The sequence below is a fragment of the Streptomyces asoensis genome, assembly GCF_013085465.1.
In the GTDB taxonomy this organism is placed as follows: Bacteria; Actinomycetota; Actinomycetes; order Streptomycetales; family Streptomycetaceae; genus Streptomyces; species Streptomyces cacaoi_A.
This window is the reverse complement of the sequence record NZ_CP049838.1, coordinates 5,997,907-6,014,498: the sequence shown is the minus strand read 5'-3', so window position 1 is coordinate 6,014,498 and position 16,592 is coordinate 5,997,907. Positions and strand designations below refer to the sequence as shown.

General features: G+C 66.1%; 29 protein-coding genes. 2 read left to right on the top strand and 27 right to left on the bottom strand.

Features of this window, described 5'->3' with window-relative positions; translation table 11 throughout:
- Positions 1-51: 51 nt before the first annotated feature.
- The 27 genes from rpsM to rpsJ form a co-directional block, all read right to left on the bottom strand.
- A complete protein-coding gene (gene rpsM / locus G9272_RS27060; RefSeq protein WP_020132619.1) occupies positions 52-432 on the bottom strand; it encodes a 30S ribosomal protein S13 in 381 nt (126 codons plus the stop codon).
- 231 nt (positions 433-663) lie between these two features.
- On the bottom strand, positions 664-777 hold the full coding sequence (rpmJ, locus tag G9272_RS27055; protein ID WP_003998809.1) for a 50S ribosomal protein L36: 114 nt from the start codon (positions 775-777) through the stop codon (positions 664-666).
- Between the two features lie 72 nt (positions 778-849).
- Positions 850-1,071 (bottom strand): translation initiation factor IF-1, encoded by a 222-nt coding sequence (gene infA, locus G9272_RS27050; RefSeq protein ID WP_003948620.1) that lies wholly within the window; start codon positions 1,069-1,071, stop codon positions 850-852.
- Between the two features lie 331 nt (positions 1,072-1,402).
- Positions 1,403-2,239 (bottom strand): type I methionyl aminopeptidase, encoded by an 837-nt coding sequence (gene map / locus G9272_RS27045; RefSeq protein WP_171398932.1) that lies wholly within the window; start codon positions 2,237-2,239, stop codon positions 1,403-1,405.
- Between the two features lie 105 nt (positions 2,240-2,344).
- The gene (locus G9272_RS27040; RefSeq protein ID WP_171398931.1) at positions 2,345-3,007 is read right to left on the bottom strand and encodes an adenylate kinase; all 663 of its coding nucleotides are present in this window, start codon (positions 3,005-3,007) and stop codon (positions 2,345-2,347) included.
- On the bottom strand, positions 3,007-4,320 hold the full coding sequence (gene secY / locus G9272_RS27035; protein WP_057602882.1) for a preprotein translocase subunit SecY: 1,314 nt from the start codon (positions 4,318-4,320) through the stop codon (positions 3,007-3,009). The genes G9272_RS27040 and secY overlap by 1 nt, the downstream gene beginning before the upstream one ends.
- A 256-nt stretch (positions 4,321-4,576) precedes the next feature.
- A complete protein-coding gene (rplO, locus tag G9272_RS27030; protein WP_171398930.1) occupies positions 4,577-5,032 on the bottom strand; it encodes a 50S ribosomal protein L15 in 456 nt (151 codons plus the stop codon).
- 2 nt (positions 5,033-5,034) lie between these two features.
- The gene (rpmD, locus tag G9272_RS27025) at positions 5,035-5,217 is read right to left on the bottom strand and encodes a 50S ribosomal protein L30 (protein ID WP_005313525.1); all 183 of its coding nucleotides are present in this window, start codon (positions 5,215-5,217) and stop codon (positions 5,035-5,037) included.
- Positions 5,217-5,822, bottom strand: a complete 606-nt coding sequence (gene rpsE / locus G9272_RS27020) for a 30S ribosomal protein S5 (protein ID WP_171398929.1) — start codon at positions 5,820-5,822, stop codon at positions 5,217-5,219. The genes rpmD and rpsE overlap by 1 nt, the downstream gene beginning before the upstream one ends.
- 64 nt (positions 5,823-5,886) lie before the next feature.
- Complete coding sequence (gene rplR, locus G9272_RS27015) at positions 5,887-6,270, bottom strand: 50S ribosomal protein L18 (RefSeq protein WP_020132625.1); 384 nt, start codon at positions 6,268-6,270, stop codon at positions 5,887-5,889.
- A gap of 3 nt (positions 6,271-6,273) precedes the next feature.
- Positions 6,274-6,813, bottom strand: coding sequence for a 50S ribosomal protein L6 (rplF, locus tag G9272_RS27010; protein ID WP_171398928.1), 540 nt, complete (start codon positions 6,811-6,813; stop codon positions 6,274-6,276).
- A gap of 24 nt (positions 6,814-6,837) precedes the next feature.
- On the bottom strand, positions 6,838-7,236 hold the full coding sequence (gene rpsH, locus G9272_RS27005; RefSeq protein WP_028807312.1) for a 30S ribosomal protein S8: 399 nt from the start codon (positions 7,234-7,236) through the stop codon (positions 6,838-6,840).
- Positions 7,237-7,450: 214 nt separating this feature from the next.
- Positions 7,451-7,636 (bottom strand): type Z 30S ribosomal protein S14, encoded by a 186-nt coding sequence (locus tag G9272_RS27000; protein ID WP_030890724.1) that lies wholly within the window; start codon positions 7,634-7,636, stop codon positions 7,451-7,453.
- Between the two features lie 5 nt (positions 7,637-7,641).
- Complete coding sequence (rplE, locus tag G9272_RS26995) at positions 7,642-8,199, bottom strand: 50S ribosomal protein L5 (protein WP_020132628.1); 558 nt, start codon at positions 8,197-8,199, stop codon at positions 7,642-7,644.
- On the bottom strand, positions 8,199-8,522 hold the full coding sequence (gene rplX / locus G9272_RS26990) for a 50S ribosomal protein L24 (RefSeq protein WP_006376030.1): 324 nt from the start codon (positions 8,520-8,522) through the stop codon (positions 8,199-8,201). The genes rplE and rplX overlap by 1 nt, the downstream gene beginning before the upstream one ends.
- Positions 8,523-8,524: 2 nt before the next feature.
- Positions 8,525-8,893, bottom strand: coding sequence for a 50S ribosomal protein L14 (gene rplN, locus G9272_RS26985; RefSeq protein ID WP_003992364.1), 369 nt, complete (start codon positions 8,891-8,893; stop codon positions 8,525-8,527).
- Between the two features lie 129 nt (positions 8,894-9,022).
- Positions 9,023-9,310 (bottom strand): 30S ribosomal protein S17, encoded by a 288-nt coding sequence (rpsQ, locus tag G9272_RS26980; RefSeq protein WP_020132629.1) that lies wholly within the window; start codon positions 9,308-9,310, stop codon positions 9,023-9,025.
- Positions 9,310-9,534 carry a 50S ribosomal protein L29 gene (gene rpmC / locus G9272_RS26975; protein WP_005481220.1) on the bottom strand — a complete coding sequence of 75 codons (225 nt, stop codon included), beginning with the start codon at positions 9,532-9,534 and terminating at the stop codon, positions 9,310-9,312. The genes rpsQ and rpmC overlap by 1 nt, the downstream gene beginning before the upstream one ends.
- Positions 9,534-9,953, bottom strand: a complete 420-nt coding sequence (gene rplP / locus G9272_RS26970) for a 50S ribosomal protein L16 (RefSeq protein WP_006140905.1) — start codon at positions 9,951-9,953, stop codon at positions 9,534-9,536. Before rplP ends, rpmC begins: the two co-directional genes overlap by 1 nt.
- 5 nt (positions 9,954-9,958) lie before the next feature.
- A complete protein-coding gene (gene rpsC, locus G9272_RS26965; RefSeq protein WP_054238784.1) occupies positions 9,959-10,792 on the bottom strand; it encodes a 30S ribosomal protein S3 in 834 nt (277 codons plus the stop codon).
- Positions 10,792-11,139, bottom strand: coding sequence for a 50S ribosomal protein L22 (gene rplV, locus G9272_RS26960; protein WP_054238783.1), 348 nt, complete (start codon positions 11,137-11,139; stop codon positions 10,792-10,794). The genes rpsC and rplV overlap by 1 nt, the downstream gene beginning before the upstream one ends.
- A 42-nt stretch (positions 11,140-11,181) precedes the next feature.
- Positions 11,182-11,463: a 30S ribosomal protein S19 gene (gene rpsS, locus G9272_RS26955; RefSeq protein WP_020132632.1), complete on the bottom strand. Its 282-nt coding sequence runs from the start codon at positions 11,461-11,463 to the stop codon at positions 11,182-11,184.
- Positions 11,464-11,475: 12 nt separating this feature from the next.
- Complete coding sequence (gene rplB / locus G9272_RS26950) at positions 11,476-12,312, bottom strand: 50S ribosomal protein L2 (RefSeq protein WP_020132633.1); 837 nt, start codon at positions 12,310-12,312, stop codon at positions 11,476-11,478.
- 40 nt (positions 12,313-12,352) lie between these two features.
- Complete coding sequence (rplW, locus tag G9272_RS26945) at positions 12,353-12,772, bottom strand: 50S ribosomal protein L23 (protein WP_020132634.1); 420 nt, start codon at positions 12,770-12,772, stop codon at positions 12,353-12,355.
- The gene (gene rplD / locus G9272_RS26940) at positions 12,772-13,428 is read right to left on the bottom strand and encodes a 50S ribosomal protein L4 (protein WP_171398927.1); all 657 of its coding nucleotides are present in this window, start codon (positions 13,426-13,428) and stop codon (positions 12,772-12,774) included. The genes rplW and rplD overlap by 1 nt, the downstream gene beginning before the upstream one ends.
- A gap of 7 nt (positions 13,429-13,435) precedes the next feature.
- A complete protein-coding gene (gene rplC / locus G9272_RS26935) occupies positions 13,436-14,080 on the bottom strand; it encodes a 50S ribosomal protein L3 (RefSeq protein ID WP_020132636.1) in 645 nt (214 codons plus the stop codon).
- 18 nt (positions 14,081-14,098) lie between these two features.
- On the bottom strand, positions 14,099-14,407 hold the full coding sequence (gene rpsJ / locus G9272_RS26930) for a 30S ribosomal protein S10 (protein ID WP_003948644.1): 309 nt from the start codon (positions 14,405-14,407) through the stop codon (positions 14,099-14,101).
- Between the two features lie 533 nt (positions 14,408-14,940).
- On the opposite strand from rpsJ, the gene G9272_RS26925 reads away from it, so the two are divergent.
- Together G9272_RS26925 and G9272_RS26920 are read left to right on the top strand one after the other, a co-directional pair.
- The gene (locus G9272_RS26925; RefSeq protein ID WP_171398926.1) at positions 14,941-15,546 is read left to right on the top strand and encodes an RNA polymerase sigma factor; all 606 of its coding nucleotides are present in this window, start codon (positions 14,941-14,943) and stop codon (positions 15,544-15,546) included.
- Positions 15,539-16,552: a hypothetical protein gene (locus G9272_RS26920; RefSeq protein ID WP_171398925.1), complete on the top strand. Its 1,014-nt coding sequence runs from the start codon at positions 15,539-15,541 to the stop codon at positions 16,550-16,552. The genes G9272_RS26925 and G9272_RS26920 overlap by 8 nt, the downstream gene beginning before the upstream one ends.
- The last annotated feature ends 40 nt before the right edge of the window (positions 16,553-16,592 follow it).

Below are 16,592 nucleotides of genomic sequence, written 5' to 3'. Positions count from 1 at the left end.
GTGGTCGGTCCTACAGCGAAGACCGCTGATGAAGCGTTGTCCCGCTGAGGACTACTTCTTGCCCGGCTTCTTCTTGCCGGCGATGGCGCGACGCGGGCCCTTGCGGGTACGAGCGTTCGTGCTGGTGCGCTGACCGCGGACAGGCAGACCACGACGGTGACGGAGACCCTGGTAGCAACCGATCTCGACCTTGCGGCGGATGTCGGCCTGGATCTCGCGACGAAGGTCACCCTCGGTCTTGATGTTGGCGTCCACGTACTCGCGGATCGCGACGAGCTGCTCCTCGGAGAGGTCGCGAACGCGGGTGTTCGGGTCGACGCCGGTCGCTGCCAGCGTCTCCTGGGAGAGGGTCCGGCCGATGCCGAACACGTAGGTGAGGGCGACCTCCACACGCTTTTCGCGCGGGATGTCGACACCGGAAACGCGTGCCATTCAATGGCTCCAGTTGATCTTCGGAGGTCTTCCGCAGAACCGAATCCCATCCGCCGGCCTCCTCCTGCCGCTCAAAGAGCACAGTCGAGGATTAGGTACGAATGGGTCCCCGGCCTCCGAGCCGGGGGTATCAGGAGGGAGAACCCGCCTGGGATCTGCGTATGAACAAATTCAGCTCGCGTCGCGCGAAGTCTCTGCGATATCGATGCAGAGGGTGTGATCTGTAAGCGATCAGCCCTGGCGCTGCTTGTGGCGCGGGTTCTCGCAAATGACCATGACCCGACCGTGACGGCGGATCACCCTGCACTTGTCGCAGATCTTCTTGACGCTCGGCTTGACCTTCATTGGGTGAGGTTCTCCGGGTCAGTTGCCGACAGCCCCGAACGCCCGAAGGGCGCACGAAGACCTGGGCAAGATCTACTTGTAGCGGTAGACGATCCGGCCACGCGTCAGGTCGTACGGAGACAACTCCACCACGACCCGGTCGTCAGGGAGGATGCGGATGTAGTGCATACGCATCTTGCCGCTGATGTGTGCCAGGACCTGGTGGCCGTTCTGGAGCTCGACCTTGAACATGGCGTTCGGAAGAGACTCGACGACAGTGCCCTCGATCTCGATGGCACCTTGCTTCTTGGCCACGCTTCGCCCTTCGAATCGACTACCTTGATCGACTCCCTTGCGTTTCCCCGAAGGGCGCATGCAGACATGCGGGTGCACGAGAGCCGACGAGTCAGTCTACGTCAGGCCCCGCCGAAACACGAATCCGGAAGTCTGCCCCACAGAGGAGATCCTTAAGCGAACCACCCACCCGACCCGGCATCTCAGCCCGTCCGGCATCTCAGCCCGTCCGGCGTTTGAGGACGAGGCTGTCCAGGCCGAAAGGGGGGTCTGGGGGCAGAGCCCCCAGGGACGGGAAGGGAAGGGGCGGCGGGGGCGAGAAACCCCACAGCACGCCCCGGGAGGGAAACCCTCAGGCCAGCGGGTCCGGTGCCGCCACGATCCCGTGCTCCGCGAGCTTCGCCTTACCACCGTCGACAGCCGTCAGCACCAGCGGACCCGCCTCCGTCAACGCGACCGAGTGCTCCCAGTGCGAGGACCACGTGCCGTCGGTGGTGATGACCGTCCAGTCGTCCTCGAGGACCTCGGTACGCGGGGTCCCCAGGGACACCATCGGCTCGATGGCCAGGCAGAAGCCGGGAACCAGCTTCGGCCCCTTGCCCCGCCTGCGGTCGACGTAGTTCAGGAGGTGCGGGTCCATGTGCATCTCGGTGCCGATGCCATGGCCGCCGTAGTCCTCGATGATGCCGTAGCGCCCGCCGCCCGGCTTGGGCTGACGGCGGATGTACGTCTCGATCGCGCGCGAGACGTCGACCAGCCGGCTGCCCACCTTCATGGCGGCGATGCCGGCCCACATCGACTCCTCGGTGACCCGGGAGAGCTCGACCAGCTCCGGAGCGTGACCTGAGCCGACGAACGCCGTGTACGCCGCGTCGCCGTGCCAGCCGTCGACGATCGCGCCGCAGTCGATGGAGATGACGTCGCCGTCCTTGAGGACGACCTCGTCGGAGGGGATGCCGTGCACCACCACGTCGTTCACCGAGGTGCAGATCGTCGCGGGGAAACCGCCGTAGCCGAGGAAGTTCGACTTCGCGCCGTTCTCCGCCAGGACCTTACGGGCGACGTCGTCCAGGTCCTTCGTCGTCGCCCCCGGCACCGCCGCTTCGCGCGTGGCCGCGTGGATGGCGGCGACGACCAGTCCCGCCTCACGCATCTTGGCGATCTGCTCGGGGCTCTTGATCTGCACCATGGGGGGCCTGCGCTCTCCGTCACTCAGGTCGGTCGGGTTACGTATGCACACAACAGTACGGCCGTGGTGTCCGGAAGGACTCCACGGCCGTACGGGGAGCGACGACTACTGGTCGTCGCCCTCACGCTTCAGTGCGGCCAGCGCACGGGCGGTGACCTCTTCCACCGGGCCCATGGCCTCGATGGTCACGACCAGGCCCTGCGACTTGTAGTAGTCGATGATCGGCTCGGTCTGCGTGTGGTAGACCTCGAGCCGCGTGCGGACCGTCTCCTCGGAGTCGTCGTCCCGCTGGTACAGCTCGCCGCCGCAGACGTCACAGACGCCTTCCTTGGCGGCCTTCTTGTACGTCACGTGGAAGACGTGCGAGGAGTCGTTACGGCAGATGCGCCGACCGGCGATCCGCTTGACGACCTCCTCCTCCGGGGCCTCCAGGTCCAGTACCGCGTCCAGCTTGATGCCCTCGATGGTGAGGAGCTCGTCCAGCGCCTCGGCCTGCGAGACGTTGCGCGGGAAACCGTCCAGCAGGAAGCCGCGCTCGGCGTCCGGCTGCTCCATGCGGTCCTTGGCCATGGCGATGGTGACCTCGTCGGGGACGAGGTTGCCGGCGTCCATGTAGGACTTCGCGAGTTTCCCGAGTTCCGTCTGCTGGCTGATGTTGGCGCGGAACAGGTCGCCCGTGGAGATGTGCGGAACGCGCAGCTTCTCGGCCAGACGTGTGGCCTGCGTTCCCTTTCCGGCGCCCGGCGGCCCGACGAGGACGATACGCATCAGCGGAGGAACCCTTCGTAATTGCGCTGCTGGAGCTGGCTCTCAATTTGCTTCACCGTCTCGAGACCGACACCCACGATGATCAGGATGCTGGTACCACCGAACGGGAAGTTCTGGCTTGCCCCGAAGCCAACCAACGCCATCGTCGGTACAAGAGCGATCAGACCCAGATACAGCGAACCCGGCCAGGTGATCCGGTTGAGCACGTAGGAGAGGTACTCAGCGGTCGGTCGGCCAGCCCGGATGCCCGGGATGAAGCCACCATACTTCTTCATGTTGTCGGCTACTTCCTCGGGGTTGAAGGAGATAGCCACGTAGAAGAACGCGAAGAAAACGATCAGCAGGAAGTACATGCTGATGTAGATCGGGTGGTCACCCTTGGTCAGGTTGGTCTCGATCCAGGTCTTCCAGCTGGAGGTTCCGCTGGAGAACTGGGCGACGAGAGCCGGGATGTAGAGCAGCGACGAGGCGAAGATGACCGGGATCACACCGGCCTGGTTCACCTTCAGCGGGATGTACGTCGAGGTACCGCCGTAGGACCGGCGGCCGATCATGCGCTTCGCGTACTGCACGGGGATACGGCGCTGGGCCTGCTCGACGAAGACCACCAGACCGACCATGACCAGGCCGACCAGGATGACGGTGCCGAACTCGATCCAGCCGCCCGCGAGCGTGCCCTGCTTCTTGATGGCCCACAGGGCCGAGGGGAAGGTCGCGGCGATCGAGATGAACATCAGGATCGACATGCCGTTGCCGATACCGCGGTCGGTGATGAGCTCACCGAGCCACATGACCATGGCCGTACCGGCGGTCATGCAGATGACCATGACGATGGTGGTGAAGATCGCGCGGTCCGGGACGATGCTCGAGGCGACCGTGCAACCGGAGAACAGGGCGCCGCTGCGGGCGGTGGCCACCAGGCCGGTGCCCTGAAGGATGGCGAGCGCCACGGTGAGGTAGCGGGTGTACTGCGTGATCTTCGCGGTGCCGGCCTGGCCCTCCTTCTTGAGGGCTTCCAGACGCGGGATCACCACGGTCAGCAGCTGAAGAATGATGCTCGCGGTGATGTACGGCATGATGCCCAGCGCGAAGATGGTGATCTGGAGCAGCGCGCCGCCGCTGAACATGTTCACCAGACCGAAGAGGCCCTGGTTGCCGGACGCCTCGTCCACGCACCGCTGAACGGACGTGTAGTCGACACCGGGGATCGGAATATGCGTTCCGAGCCGGTAGATCACGATGATGGCGAGCGTGAAGAGCAGCTTCTTGCGCAGGTCGGGCGTCCTGAACGCCCGGGCGAACGCGGTGAGCACGGTGCCTCCTGCGACCCCCGCGCATCTGCGTCAAGGGTGACGGTCTTGAGGGTCCAATAAGAACAACGACAACGACAACGACATGTGTAACGGTCGACTGCCGCACAAGGTGCCCCATGGGAAGCATCTTGTGAAAGTGGGCAGTGCAGGTCACCTTACCGGCGAGAGTACCGCCTAGGAACGACCAACCGGGGATACCCCATATGTGGGGTATCCCCGGTCGGGATCGCTCAAGTCATCGAGACGCCTGTGGTGTTCAGACGAGCTCGGTGACGGTACCGCCGGCGGCGGTGATCTTCTCCTTGGCGGAGCCGGAGACGGCGTCGACCGTCACCTGGAGCGCCACGGAGATCTCGCCCTGGCCGAGGACCTTGACGAGGCTGTTCTTGCGAACGGCACCCTTGGCGATGAGGCCCTCGACGGTGACCTCGCCACCCTCCGGGTACAGCGCCGCCAGCTTGTCGAGGTTCACGACCTGGAACTCGGTCTTGAACGGGTTCTTGAAGCCCTTGAGCTTCGGAAGACGCATGTGGAGGGGCATCTGCCCACCCTCGAAGCGCTCCGGAACCTGGTAACGGGCCTTCGTGCCCTTGGTACCACGACCGGCCGTCTTACCCTTCGACGCCTCACCACGACCGACACGGGTCTTCGCGGTCTTGGCGCCCGGGGCGGGACGGAGGTTGTGGATCTTGAGCGGGTTGTTCTCCGCCATGATCAGTCGACCTCCTCAACCGTCACGAGGTGGCGGACGGTGTGCACCATTCCGCGGAACTCGGGGCGGTCCTCCTTGACGACCACGTCGTTCAGGCGCTTGAGCCCGAGCGAACGCAGCGTGTCGCGGTGGTTCTGCTTGCTGCCGATGTACGACTTCGTCTGCGTGATCTTGAGGCGGGCCATTACGCACCAGCCCCGGCACGCGCACGAAGCAGAGCCGCGGGAGCGACGTCCTCGAGGGGCAGACCACGGCGAGCCGCGATCTCCTCGGGACGCTGCAAGCCCTTCAGGGCCTCCACGGTCGCGTGCACGATGTTGATCGCGTTCGACGAACCGAGCGACTTCGACAGGATGTCGTGAACGCCGGCGCACTCGAGCACTGCACGCACCGGGCCACCGGCGATAACGCCGGTACCGGGGGAAGCAGGCTTGAGCAGGACGACGCCCGCGGCCTTCTCGCCCGTGATCGGGTGCGGGATGGTGCCCTGGATACGCGGGACCTTGAAGAAGTGCTTCTTGGCCTCTTCAACACCCTTGGCGATCGCGGCCGGCACCTCCTTGGCCTTGCCGTAACCGACACCGACGGTGCCGTCACCATCGCCCACCACGACCAGCGCGGTGAAGCTGAAGCGACGACCACCCTTCACAACCTTGGCGACGCGGTTGATCGCGACGACGCGCTCAACGTACGCGGTCTTCTCGGCAGCGCTGGCGCCACCGTCACGGCCCTTCCGGTCCCGCCGCTCGCCGCCACCGGCACCGCTCCCGCGGCGCTGGGGTCCAGCCATTGGATTACCTCTCTCTTTTTCCGCTAGCTACGCAGCGACCTAGGTCGCTAGCGCGACGGGCGACTCAGAACTTGAGTCCGGCTTCGCGGGCGGCGTCCGCCAGGGCGGCGATGCGCCCGGCGTACTGATTGCCACCACGGTCGAACACGACAGCCTCGACTCCGGCGGCCTTGGCGCGCTCGGCGACCAGGGCGCCGACCGACTTGGCCTGCGCGGACTTGTCGCCCTCGCCGCCGCGGATCGTCGTGTCCAGGGTCGACGCCGACGCCAGGGTGTGACCCTTGATGTCGTCGATGACCTGGGCCACGATGTGGCGGTTGGAGCGCGTCACGACGAGACGCGGACGCTCAGCCGTACCCGAGATGTGCTTACGGATCCGGATGTGGCGACGCTTGATCGCGGCACGCTTGTAAGCGTCGCCCTTGAGGATCTTCTGTCCGTATGCCATGGCTTACTTACCCGCCTTTCCGACCTTGCGGCGGATGACTTCGCCCTCGTACTTGACGCCCTTGGCCTTGTACGGGTCGGGCTTGCGCAGCTTGCGGATGTTGGCCGCAACCTCGCCGACCTTCTGCTTGTCGATGCCCTCGACCGAGAACCGGGTGGGGTTCTCGACCTTGAAGGAGATTCCCTCGGGGGCCTCGACGGTGATCGGGTGGCTGTAACCGAGCGCGAACTCGAGGTTCGAGCCCTTCGCGGTCACGCGGTAACCGACACCACTGATCTCGAGCTTCTTCACGTAACCCTGGGTCACGCCGGTGATCATGTTCGCCACCAGCGTGCGGGACAGGCCGTGCAGGGCCTTGCTCTGACGCTCGTCGTTGGGGCGGGTGACGTTCAGAACGCCGTCCTCACCCTTGGCGATCTCGATCGGCGCAACGACGGTGTGGGTCAGCGTGCCCTTGGGGCCCTTGACCGCAACCGTCTGGCCGTCGATGGTGACGTCCACACCGGCGGGAACCGTGATAGGGAGCTTGCCAATACGCGACATAGCTGTTTCCTCCGTTCCCTTCCGCTACCAGACGTAGGCGAGAACTTCTCCGCCTACGCCCTTCTTGCCGGCCTGCTTGTCGGTGAGGAGACCGTGCGACGTGGAGATGATCGCCACGCCGAGGCCGCCCAGCACCTTGGGCAGGGAGGTGGACTTCGCGTAAACCCGGAGACCGGGCTTGGAGATCCGCTTGATGCCCGCGATGGAGCGCTCACGGTTCGGGCCGAACTTGAGCTCGAGGGTGAGGTCCTTGCCGACCTCGGCGTCCTCGACCTTCCAGCCCGTGATGAAGCCCTCCTGCTGGAGGATCTCCGCGATGTGGGACTTGATCTTGGACGCGGGCATCGTCACGGAATCGTGGTACGCCGAGTTCGCGTTCCGCAGACGCGTCAGCATGTCTGCGATCGGATCAGTCATGGTCATGAATTGGCCTGTGGCCTCTCTCGCCGGGGTTTCCTGGTGCGCCATCCCTCTCCCCGATCCGAGACGGGGCGGGTGCGGCGCGGTGGACCTACGGCGTAGTAAGTCGTACGGGCGACCATCAGGTGCCCAACCCTCCAAGCCTAAGCCATGAAGAGGTGGGCACCTGACACGCCCATTGCTTACCGAGAGCCTCTGGAACCCCTAAAAAGGGGGTTTACCAGGAGCTCTTGGTCACGCCCGGCAGCTCTCCACGGTGAGCCATCTCACGAAGGCACACACGGCAGAGGCCGAACTTGCGGTACACGGAGTGGGGACGACCGCAACGCTGGCAGCGGTTGTACGCCCGCACAGCGAACTTGGGCTTACGAGCAGCCTTTGCGATCAGAGCCTTCTTCGCCATCTCGCTCACGCCTCCTTGAAGGGGAAGCCGAGGTGACGAAGGAGCGCACGGCCCTCAGCGTCGTTGGTCGCCGTGGTGACCACGGTGATGTCCATACCCCGGACACGGTCGATCTTGTCCTGGTCGATCTCGTGGAACATGACCTGCTCCGTGAGACCGAAGGTGTAGTTGCCACGGCCGTCGAACTGCTTGGGGGACAGACCACGGAAGTCGCGGATGCGCGGAAGCGCGAGCGACAGGGTGCGGTCCAGGAACTCCCACATGCGGTCGCCACGAAGCGTGACGTGGGCACCGATCGGCTGACCCTCACGCAGCTTGAACTGCGCGATGGACTTGCGGGCCTTGGTGATGGCCGGCTTCTGACCGGTGATGGTGGTCAGGTCACGGACGGCACCGTCCATGAGCTTCGAGTCACGGGCGGCGTCACCGACACCCATGTTGACCACGATCTTGACGAGGCCGGGGATCTGCATGACGTTCTCGTAGGAGAACTCCTCACGCAGCTTGCCCGCGATCTCCTCGCGGTACTTCGTCTTGAGACGCGGAGTGGTGGTGGTAGCCATCAGATGTCCTCACCCGTCCGCTTGGCAACGCGGATCTTGTTGCCCTCGTCGTCGAAGCGGTAACCGACACGCGTGACGACCTTGTTGCCGTCCTTCTCAACGACCAGCTGGACGTTGGAGACGTGGACAGGCGCCTCGGTCGTGACGATGCCGCCGGCCTGCGAACCCTTTGCGGTCGGGCCGGCCTTGGTGTGCTTCTTGACCCGGTTGACACCCTCGACCAGGACGCGGTCCTCACGGGGGAAGGCCGCGATGACCTTGCCCTGCTTGCCCTTGTCCTTACCGGTGATGACCTGAACCAGGTCGCCCTTCTTGATCTTCATGCTTACAGCACCTCCGGAGCCAGCGAGATGATCTTCATGAACTTCTTCTCGCGCAGCTCCCGGCCGACCGGGCCGAAGATACGGGTGCCACGAGGGTCGCCGTCGTTCTTCAGAATGACAGCGGCGTTCTCGTCGAAGCGGATGTACGAGCCGTCCGGACGGCGGCGCTCCTTGACGGTGCGAACGATGACCGCCTTGATGACGTCACCCTTCTTCACGTTGCCGCCGGGGATCGCGTCCTTGACGGTGGCGACGATGACGTCACCGATGCCCGCGTAGCGGCGACCGGAGCCACCGAGCACACGGATGCAAAGGATTTCCTTCGCACCAGTGTTGTCGGCGACGCGCAGTCGCGACTCCTGCTGGATCACGTCTATCTCCTGTGTGTCTGCCGGTTCCCCGCAGGGGCCTCTTACGAGGACCCCTGCGGAGCCTGGCGGAACTGTCCTGCGAGGGATGCCCCGCAGGCCGACTTACTGGAATTCCCTTGCGGGAATTACCTACTTGGCCTTCTCGAGGATCTCGACGACGCGCCAGCGCTTCGTCGCGGACAGCGGCCGGGTCTCCGCGAGGAGGACACGGTCGCCGACGCCCGCGGCGTTCTGCTCGTCGTGAGCCTTGAGCTTGTTCGTACGGCGGATGACCTTGCCGTACAGCGCGTGCTTCACACGGTCCTCGACGGCGACGACGACGGTCTTGTCCATCTTGTCGCTGACGACGAGACCCTCGCGGGTCTTGCGGAAACCGCGCGCCTCGGGGGTGTTCTCAGTCACGTTGCTCTCGCTCATCAGGCGCTCTCCACCGTCTCGATGCCCAGCTCGCGCTCACGCATCAGGGTGTAGATCCGCGCGATGTCCTTACGGACGGCCTTCAGCCGACCGTGGTTCTCGAGCTGACCCGTCGCCGCCTGGAAGCGGAGGTTGAACAGCTCTTCCTTGGCTTCGCGGAGCTTGTTGAGAAGCTCCTCGTCACCCAGTTCGCGCAGCTCGGACGCCTTGGTACCGGCCGACATCACGCTTCACCTGCCTCGCGCTTGACGATCCGGCACTTCATCGGCAGCTTGTGGGCTGCGCGAGTGAGGGCCTCACGGGCGATCTTCTCGTTGGGGTAGGACAGCTCGAACATGACCCGTCCCGGGTGCACGTTCGCGATCCACCACTCCGGAGAACCCTTACCGGAACCCATGCGGGTCTCGGCAGGCTTCTTCGTGAGCGGGCGGTCCGGGTAGATGTTGATCCAGACCTTGCCGCCACGCTTGATGTGGCGGGTCATCGCGATACGGGCCGCCTCGATCTGGCGGTTGGTCACGTATGCCGGCGTGAGGGCCTGAATGCCGTACTCGCCGAACGAGACCGTCGTACCGCCCTTGGCCTGACCACGGCGCTTCGGGTGGTGCTGCTTGCGGTGCTTGACCCTACGGGGGATCAGCATGTCGGTCAGGCCTCCGTTCCGGTGCTCTCAGCCGGAGCGGCCGCCGGAGCCTCGGCCTTGGGGGCCTCGGCAGCGGGAGCCTGCTGCGGCTTGCGACCGCGACCGCCACGCTCGCCACCACGACCACCACGGGCCGGGCGGTCGGCGCCGCCGCCACCACGGGCCGGGCGGTTGCCGGCGCGGGCAGCAGCGTTCTCGGCGCGGACCTCGGCGATGTTCTTGACATCGCCCTTGTAGATCCAGACCTTCACACCGATGCGGCCGAAGGTCGTCTTGGCCTCGAAGAAGCCGTAGTCCACGTTCGCGCGGAGCGTGTGCAGGGGCACACGGCCCTCGCGGTAGAACTCCGAGCGGGACATCTCGGCGCCACCGAGGCGGCCACCGCACTGGATCTTGATGCCCTTGGCGCCGGCCTTCATCGCCGACTGCATGCTCTTACGCATGGCGCGACGGAAGGAGACGCGGGAGGAGAGCTGCTCGGCGACGGCCTGAGCCACCAGCTGAGCGTCGACCTCGGGGTTCTTGACCTCGAGGATGTTCAGCTGGACCTGCTTCTTGGTCAGCTTCTCCAGGTCGCCGCGGATACGGTCGGCCTCGGCGCCGCGGCGGCCGATGACGATGCCCGGGCGAGCGGTGTGGATGTCCACACGCACGCGGTCACGGGTGCGCTCGATCTCCACCTTCGAGATGCCGGCGCGCTCCATGCCGGACGTCATCATCCGACGGATGGCGACGTCTTCTCCGACGTATTCCTTGTACGACTTGTCGGCGTACCAACGGGACTTGAAGTCCGTGGTGATGCCGAGCCGGAACCCATGCGGGTTAACCTTCTGGCCCATTACCGGGATCCTTCCTTGCTGCTGAGGACCACGGTGATGTGGCTGGTCCGCTTGCGGATCCGGTATGCGCGGCCCTGGGCACGCGGACGGAACCGCTTCAGGGTCGGACCCTCGTCGACGTACGCCTCGGAGATGAAGAGGCTGTCGGCGTCAGTGTGGTCGTAGTTGTGCGCGGCGTTGGCGATGGCGCTGTCAAGCACCTTGCCGACCGGCACGCTCGCGGCCTGCGGGGCGAAACGCAGGACCGCCTGAGCCTCCGTGGCGTCCATGCCACGGATAAGGTCCACCACCCGGCGGGCCTTCATGGGCGTGACGCGGATGTACCGCGCCTGGGCCCTGGCTTCCATGGTTGTCCTTCCAGTGTCTGTCATGGTCATTCCACCCCGCGATTAGCGGCGCTTCGACTTCCGGTCGTCCTTGACGTGACCCCGGAAGGTGCGCGTCGGCGAGAACTCGCCGAGCTTGTGGCCGACCATCGACTCGGTGACAAACACCGGAATGTGGGTCTTGCCGTTGTGCACCGCGATCGTGTGACCCAGCATGGCCGGGATGATCATCGAGCGACGGGACCAGGTCTTGATGACGTTCTTGGAACCGGCTTCGTTCTGGGCGTCCACCTTCTTTACGAGGTGTCCGTCGACGAAGGGCCCCTTCTTGAGACTGCGCGGCATCTAAACCCGCTCCTAGCGCTTCTTGTTCGTCTTGCGGCGGCGGACGATGTACTTGTTCGAAGCCTTCTTCGGCGAACGAGTACGACCCTCCTTCTGACCCCAGGGGCTGACCGGGTGGCGACCACCGGAGGTCTTGCCCTCACCACCACCGTGGGGGTGGTCAACCGGGTTCATCGCCACACCGCGAACGGTCGGGCGGACGCCCAGCCAGCGCTTACGGCCGGCCTTGCCCCAGTTGATGTTGCTCTGCTCGGCGTTGCCGACCTCGCCGACCGTGGCGCGGCAGCGCTGGTCGACCAGACGGATCTCACCGGACGGCATACGAAGGTGGGCCATCGTGCCCTCCTTCGCGAGCAGCTGCACCGAGGCACCGGCGGAGCGGGCGAACTTGGCGCCGCCACCGGGACGGATCTCGATCGCGTGGATCGTGGTACCGACCGGGATGTTGCGGAGCGCCAGGTTGTTGCCCGGCTTGATGTCGGCCCCGGGACCGTTCTCGACGCGGTCACCCTGCGACAGGTTGCGCGGGGCGAGGATGTAGCGCTTCTCGCCGTCGGCATAGTGCAGCAGCGCGATGCGCGCGGTGCGGTTGGGGTCGTACTCGATGTGCGCGACCTTCGCCGGCACGCCGTCCTTGTCGTGACGACGGAAGTCGATCACTCGGTAGGCGCGCTTGTGTCCGCCACCCTGGTGGCGAACGGTCACACGACCGGCGTTGTTACGGCCGCCCTTGCTGTGCAGCGGGCGGACCAGCGACTTCTCCGGCGTGGACCGCGTGACCTCGACGAAGTCGGCGACGCTGGAGCCACGACGGCCCGGCGTAGTCGGCTTGTACTTGCGGATTCCCATTATTCAGTCCTCGTCCGATATCGGACGATCCGGACCGCCCTCAGGCGGTCGGACCGCCGAAGATGTCGATACGGTCGCCCTCGGCAAGGGTCACGATCGCGCGCTTCGTGCCGGCACGCTGACCGAAACCGGTCTTCGTGCGCTTGCGCTTGCCGATGCGGTTGATCGTGTTGACCCCGGTGACCTTGACCGAGAAGACCGCCTGGACGGCCTGCTTGATCTGGGTCTTGTTGGCGTTCGGGGCGACGATGAACGTGTACTTGTTCTCGTCGAGGAGCGCGTAGCTCTTCTCCGACACGACCGGCTTCAGCAGCACGTCACGGAGGTCCGTGAACGCCTTGCTGGGCGCGGTGACGACGGTGTTCTTGCCTTCGGTGGCGTGGCGCTTCGCCTTGGCGACGCGCGCGGCCTTGGCGACCTTGGCCGCCTTGGAGGCGATGCTCGGGTGACGCGTAGCCATCAGGCGTCACTCCCTTCGGTGTCGTTGGCCTGCGGGCCGGCGACGAAGGACTCGAGAGCGGCCTGGGTGAAGACCACGTCGTCCGAGACGATCACGTCGTACGTGTTCAGCTGGCCCGGCTCCAGGATGTGCACCTGGGGCAGGTTGCGGGCGGACAGCCACGCGGCCTCGTCGGCGCGGTCGACGACCAGGAGCAGGTTCTTGCGCTCCGAGATCTTGCCGAACAGCGTGCGAGCGGCCTTCGTGGAGGGAGCCTCGCCCTCGATCACGCCGGTGACGACGTGAATGCGGTTGTGGCGGGCCCGGTCGGTGAGGGCGTGACGCAGAGCGGCAGCCTTCATCTTCTTCGGGGTCCGCTGCGAGTAGTCACGCGGCTGCGGGCCGTGGACGACGCCACCGCCGGCGAACTGCGGCGCGCGGGTCGAGCCCTGGCGCGCGCGGCCGGTGCCCTTCTGACGGTAAGGCTTCTTACCGCCACCGCGGACTTCACCGCGGCGCTTGGTCTTGTGCGTGCCCTGACGGGCAGCCGCGTTCTGCGCGACGACGACCTGGTGGATCAGCGGGATGCTGACCTTCTCCACGCCGAAGATCTCCGCGGGGAGGTCGACGCTTCCGGTCTTCTCGCCGGCAGGCGAAAGGATGTCAACAGTGCTCATCGGTACCTCAGGCCCCCTTGGCCGCAGTGCGGACCAGGACGAGGCCGCCGTTCGGACCGGGGACAGCGCCCTTGATGAGCAGCAGACCCTTCTCCGCGTCAACGGCGTGGACGGTCAGGTTCTGGGTGGTGACACGCTCGTTGCCCATGCGACCCGCCATGCGGAGGCCCTTGAACACGCGGCCCGGGGTGGCGCAGCCACCGATGGAACCGGGCGAGCGGTGCTTGCGCTGGGTGCCGTGACCGGCGCCGAGGCCCTTGAAGTTGTGACGCTTCATGACACCGGCGAAGCCCTTGCCCTTGCTCTTGCCGGTCACGTCGACCTTCACGCCGGCCTCGAACACCTCAGCGGTGATCTCCTGGCCCAGCGTGTACTCGGAGGCGTCCGCGGTGCGGATCTCGACGAGGTGGCGACGGGGGGTGACGTCGGCCTTGGCGAAGTGGCCCTTGAGGGGCTTGTTCACCTTGCGCGGGTCGATCTCGCCGAAGGCGATCTGGACGGACTCGTAGCCGTCACTGTCGTTCGTACGGACCTGGGTCACGACGTTGGGGCTGGCCTTGACGACGGTGACCGGAACAACACGGTTGTTCTCGTCCCACACCTGCGTCATGCCGAGCTTCTCGCCCAGGATGCCCTTGATCTGCTTAGCCATTCTTCAGATCACCGGCCCCTAAAGCTTGATCTCGATGTCGACACCGGCCGGGAGGTCGAGTCGCATCAGAGAGTCAACGGTCTTGGGAGTCGGGTCGAGAATGTCGATCAGGCGCTTGTGCGTGCGCATCTCGAAGTGCTCGCGCGAGTCCTTGTACTTGTGCGGCGACTTGATGACGCAGTACACGTTCTTCTCAGTGGGCAGCGGCACCGGGCCCGCGACCGACGCACCAGTGCGGGTCACCGTCTCGACGATCTTCTTCGCCGAGGAGTCGATGACCTCGTGGTCGTAGGCCTTGAGCCGGATGCGGATCTTCTGTCCCGCCATGGCTACTCAGTAGTCCTGTCTCTTCTAACGCTCTGGAACCAGATGGTCCGTTTACTTCGTTTCTCCGACCCACGCGGTCGGGTGTGTCGCGCTCTCGCCGACACAGATGCCCCTTGTTCGAACATCCCTGCTGGGAAAGCACGGCCCTTCCGGAACCGCAAGCCGGGGACGAAAGGCCCACCGGGTGCCTGGTCGGCGCTCTATTGACACTTCCCGAAAGATTCCCGTACGTCCGCCCCAGCGCTGCCAACAGGCAGTTAGGGCGACGAGTACTGTGGGACTCGCTTTCGGTCCTCCCGGCGGGAGGCGCGCAACATCAACACTCGACCGAGCAACTCCGACAGTCTGCCATATGGGGCACAGCCCTGGCCAATCGAGCCGGAGACAATACCCCGGACGTGACGTAGGTCAAACGCCGATCCCGTTGAGCACGGGCCTTTCGGGGCCCGGGCGTGAAGTCGGTCACCGTGAACCCGTTCGAGGGCTGCGGGTGACAACGGGTGCATCCGACCGACGGCAGACACGGAGACCGCGTGAACAGCCCCCCTGGCAGACGGGACGAGGACGCCTCCGTCATCGCCGACTCCCTGACCCGACCCGAGTCGTTCGGGGAGATCTACCACCGGTACGCGCCGGTGATCCACCGGTACGCGGCCCGCCGGCTGGGTGAGGACGCGGCCGAGGACATCACCGCCGAGACCTTCCTGGCCGCGTTCCGCATGCGCGGGCGCTACGACCTCTCACGCGCCGCCGCCCGCCCCTGGCTGTACGGAATCGCCGCCAACCTCATCGGCAAGCAGCGCCGTGCCGAGGTGCGGGCGCTCCGAGCCCTGGCCCGCACGGGCCACGACCCCGTGGCCGACTCCTGGACCGACCGCAGCGACAGCCGGGTCACCGCCCAGGCCGCTCAGGGCCGCCTGGCGGGCGCGCTCGCCGGTCTCTCTCGCGGCGACCGGGACGTCCTGCTGCTGGTCGCCTGGGCGGACCTCGGCTACCAGGAGGTCGCCGAGGCGCTGTCCATCCCGGTGGGCACGGTGCGCTCCCGCCTCAACCGGGCCCGCAGGAAGGTCCGCCTCGCACTCGGTGACGTGGACCCCACGTTCGTACGCGACTCCCCGGAGGTGATCGGCCATGGCTGAACCGGCGATGGACGAGATGACAGCGGTCCGGCAGCTGCGTGCCGACGCCCCCGTGCCCGACCACGCCCGGCTCACCCCGGCCCGCAGGCGGCTGCTGGACGAGATCGAGGGGCGCCCTCGGCGCGGGTACGGCGGCTGGCAGCTCAGGGCGCTCGGCGCGGTCGCCGCGGTGCTGGCCGCTGCGCTGCTCTCCACGCTGACGCTGTGGGGGGACCACCACGCGACGCCGACGAAACCGGCCGCGCCGCCCGGGGCGCACCAGTGGGTGTACCTGGAGAGCCGTTACGACACATGGCACTGCCGGACGAACCTGGGCCCGCAGGGATACGGCGAAGTCGGCGCGTTCTATATGGATCCCGGACCGGAGCCGTGCACCGAGGAACCGGCAAGGTCCACGGACGACGAGGGATGGACCCGGTACGACGGCGGGAGGCAGGCCGACGGGAACGCGAGTGGCACAGACGCCGTACACGAGTGGGGCGGCACCAACGCGAACTACCTCTCGCCCCAAGCCACCGACGCGCTGGTGGCGGACCTCCCCGACGACCCCGACGCGGCGCTGCGGCTGATCCTTGAGCGGTCCGTCCCCGACCGCGCCACCTACAAGGTCAGGCTCACCCAGGCCCAGCGCGACTTCGACGAGGTGGTCGAGGTCCTCTCCGGAGCCACGGCCGTCCCGTCCGACAAGGCCCGCGTGATCCACCGCGTCATCATGAGCCTCGCCGAAGCCACCGAGGCAGCCGGGGCGACCGACGGCGCGGGGCGGAAGGTCCTGGCGATCGGCGTCGACGGCAACTTCCGCGACTATGCGTGGGAGCGCAACAGCATGCAGGTGCTCCTCGACCCGGAGACCTTCGCCTACCGAGGTGTCCGCTGGGTGGCCGGAATGGACTACTACGTGGGCGGCAAGGCCTCCGGAGGCCCGCTCGTGACGAAGGGGACGGTCATCGCCACGGCCACCCGTGTCGCCACGGTCGTCGTCGACAAGGCCGGCGACCGGAACTGAGCCTGCTCAGGCGGTGACACCATGCGAAAGGGCCCGTACG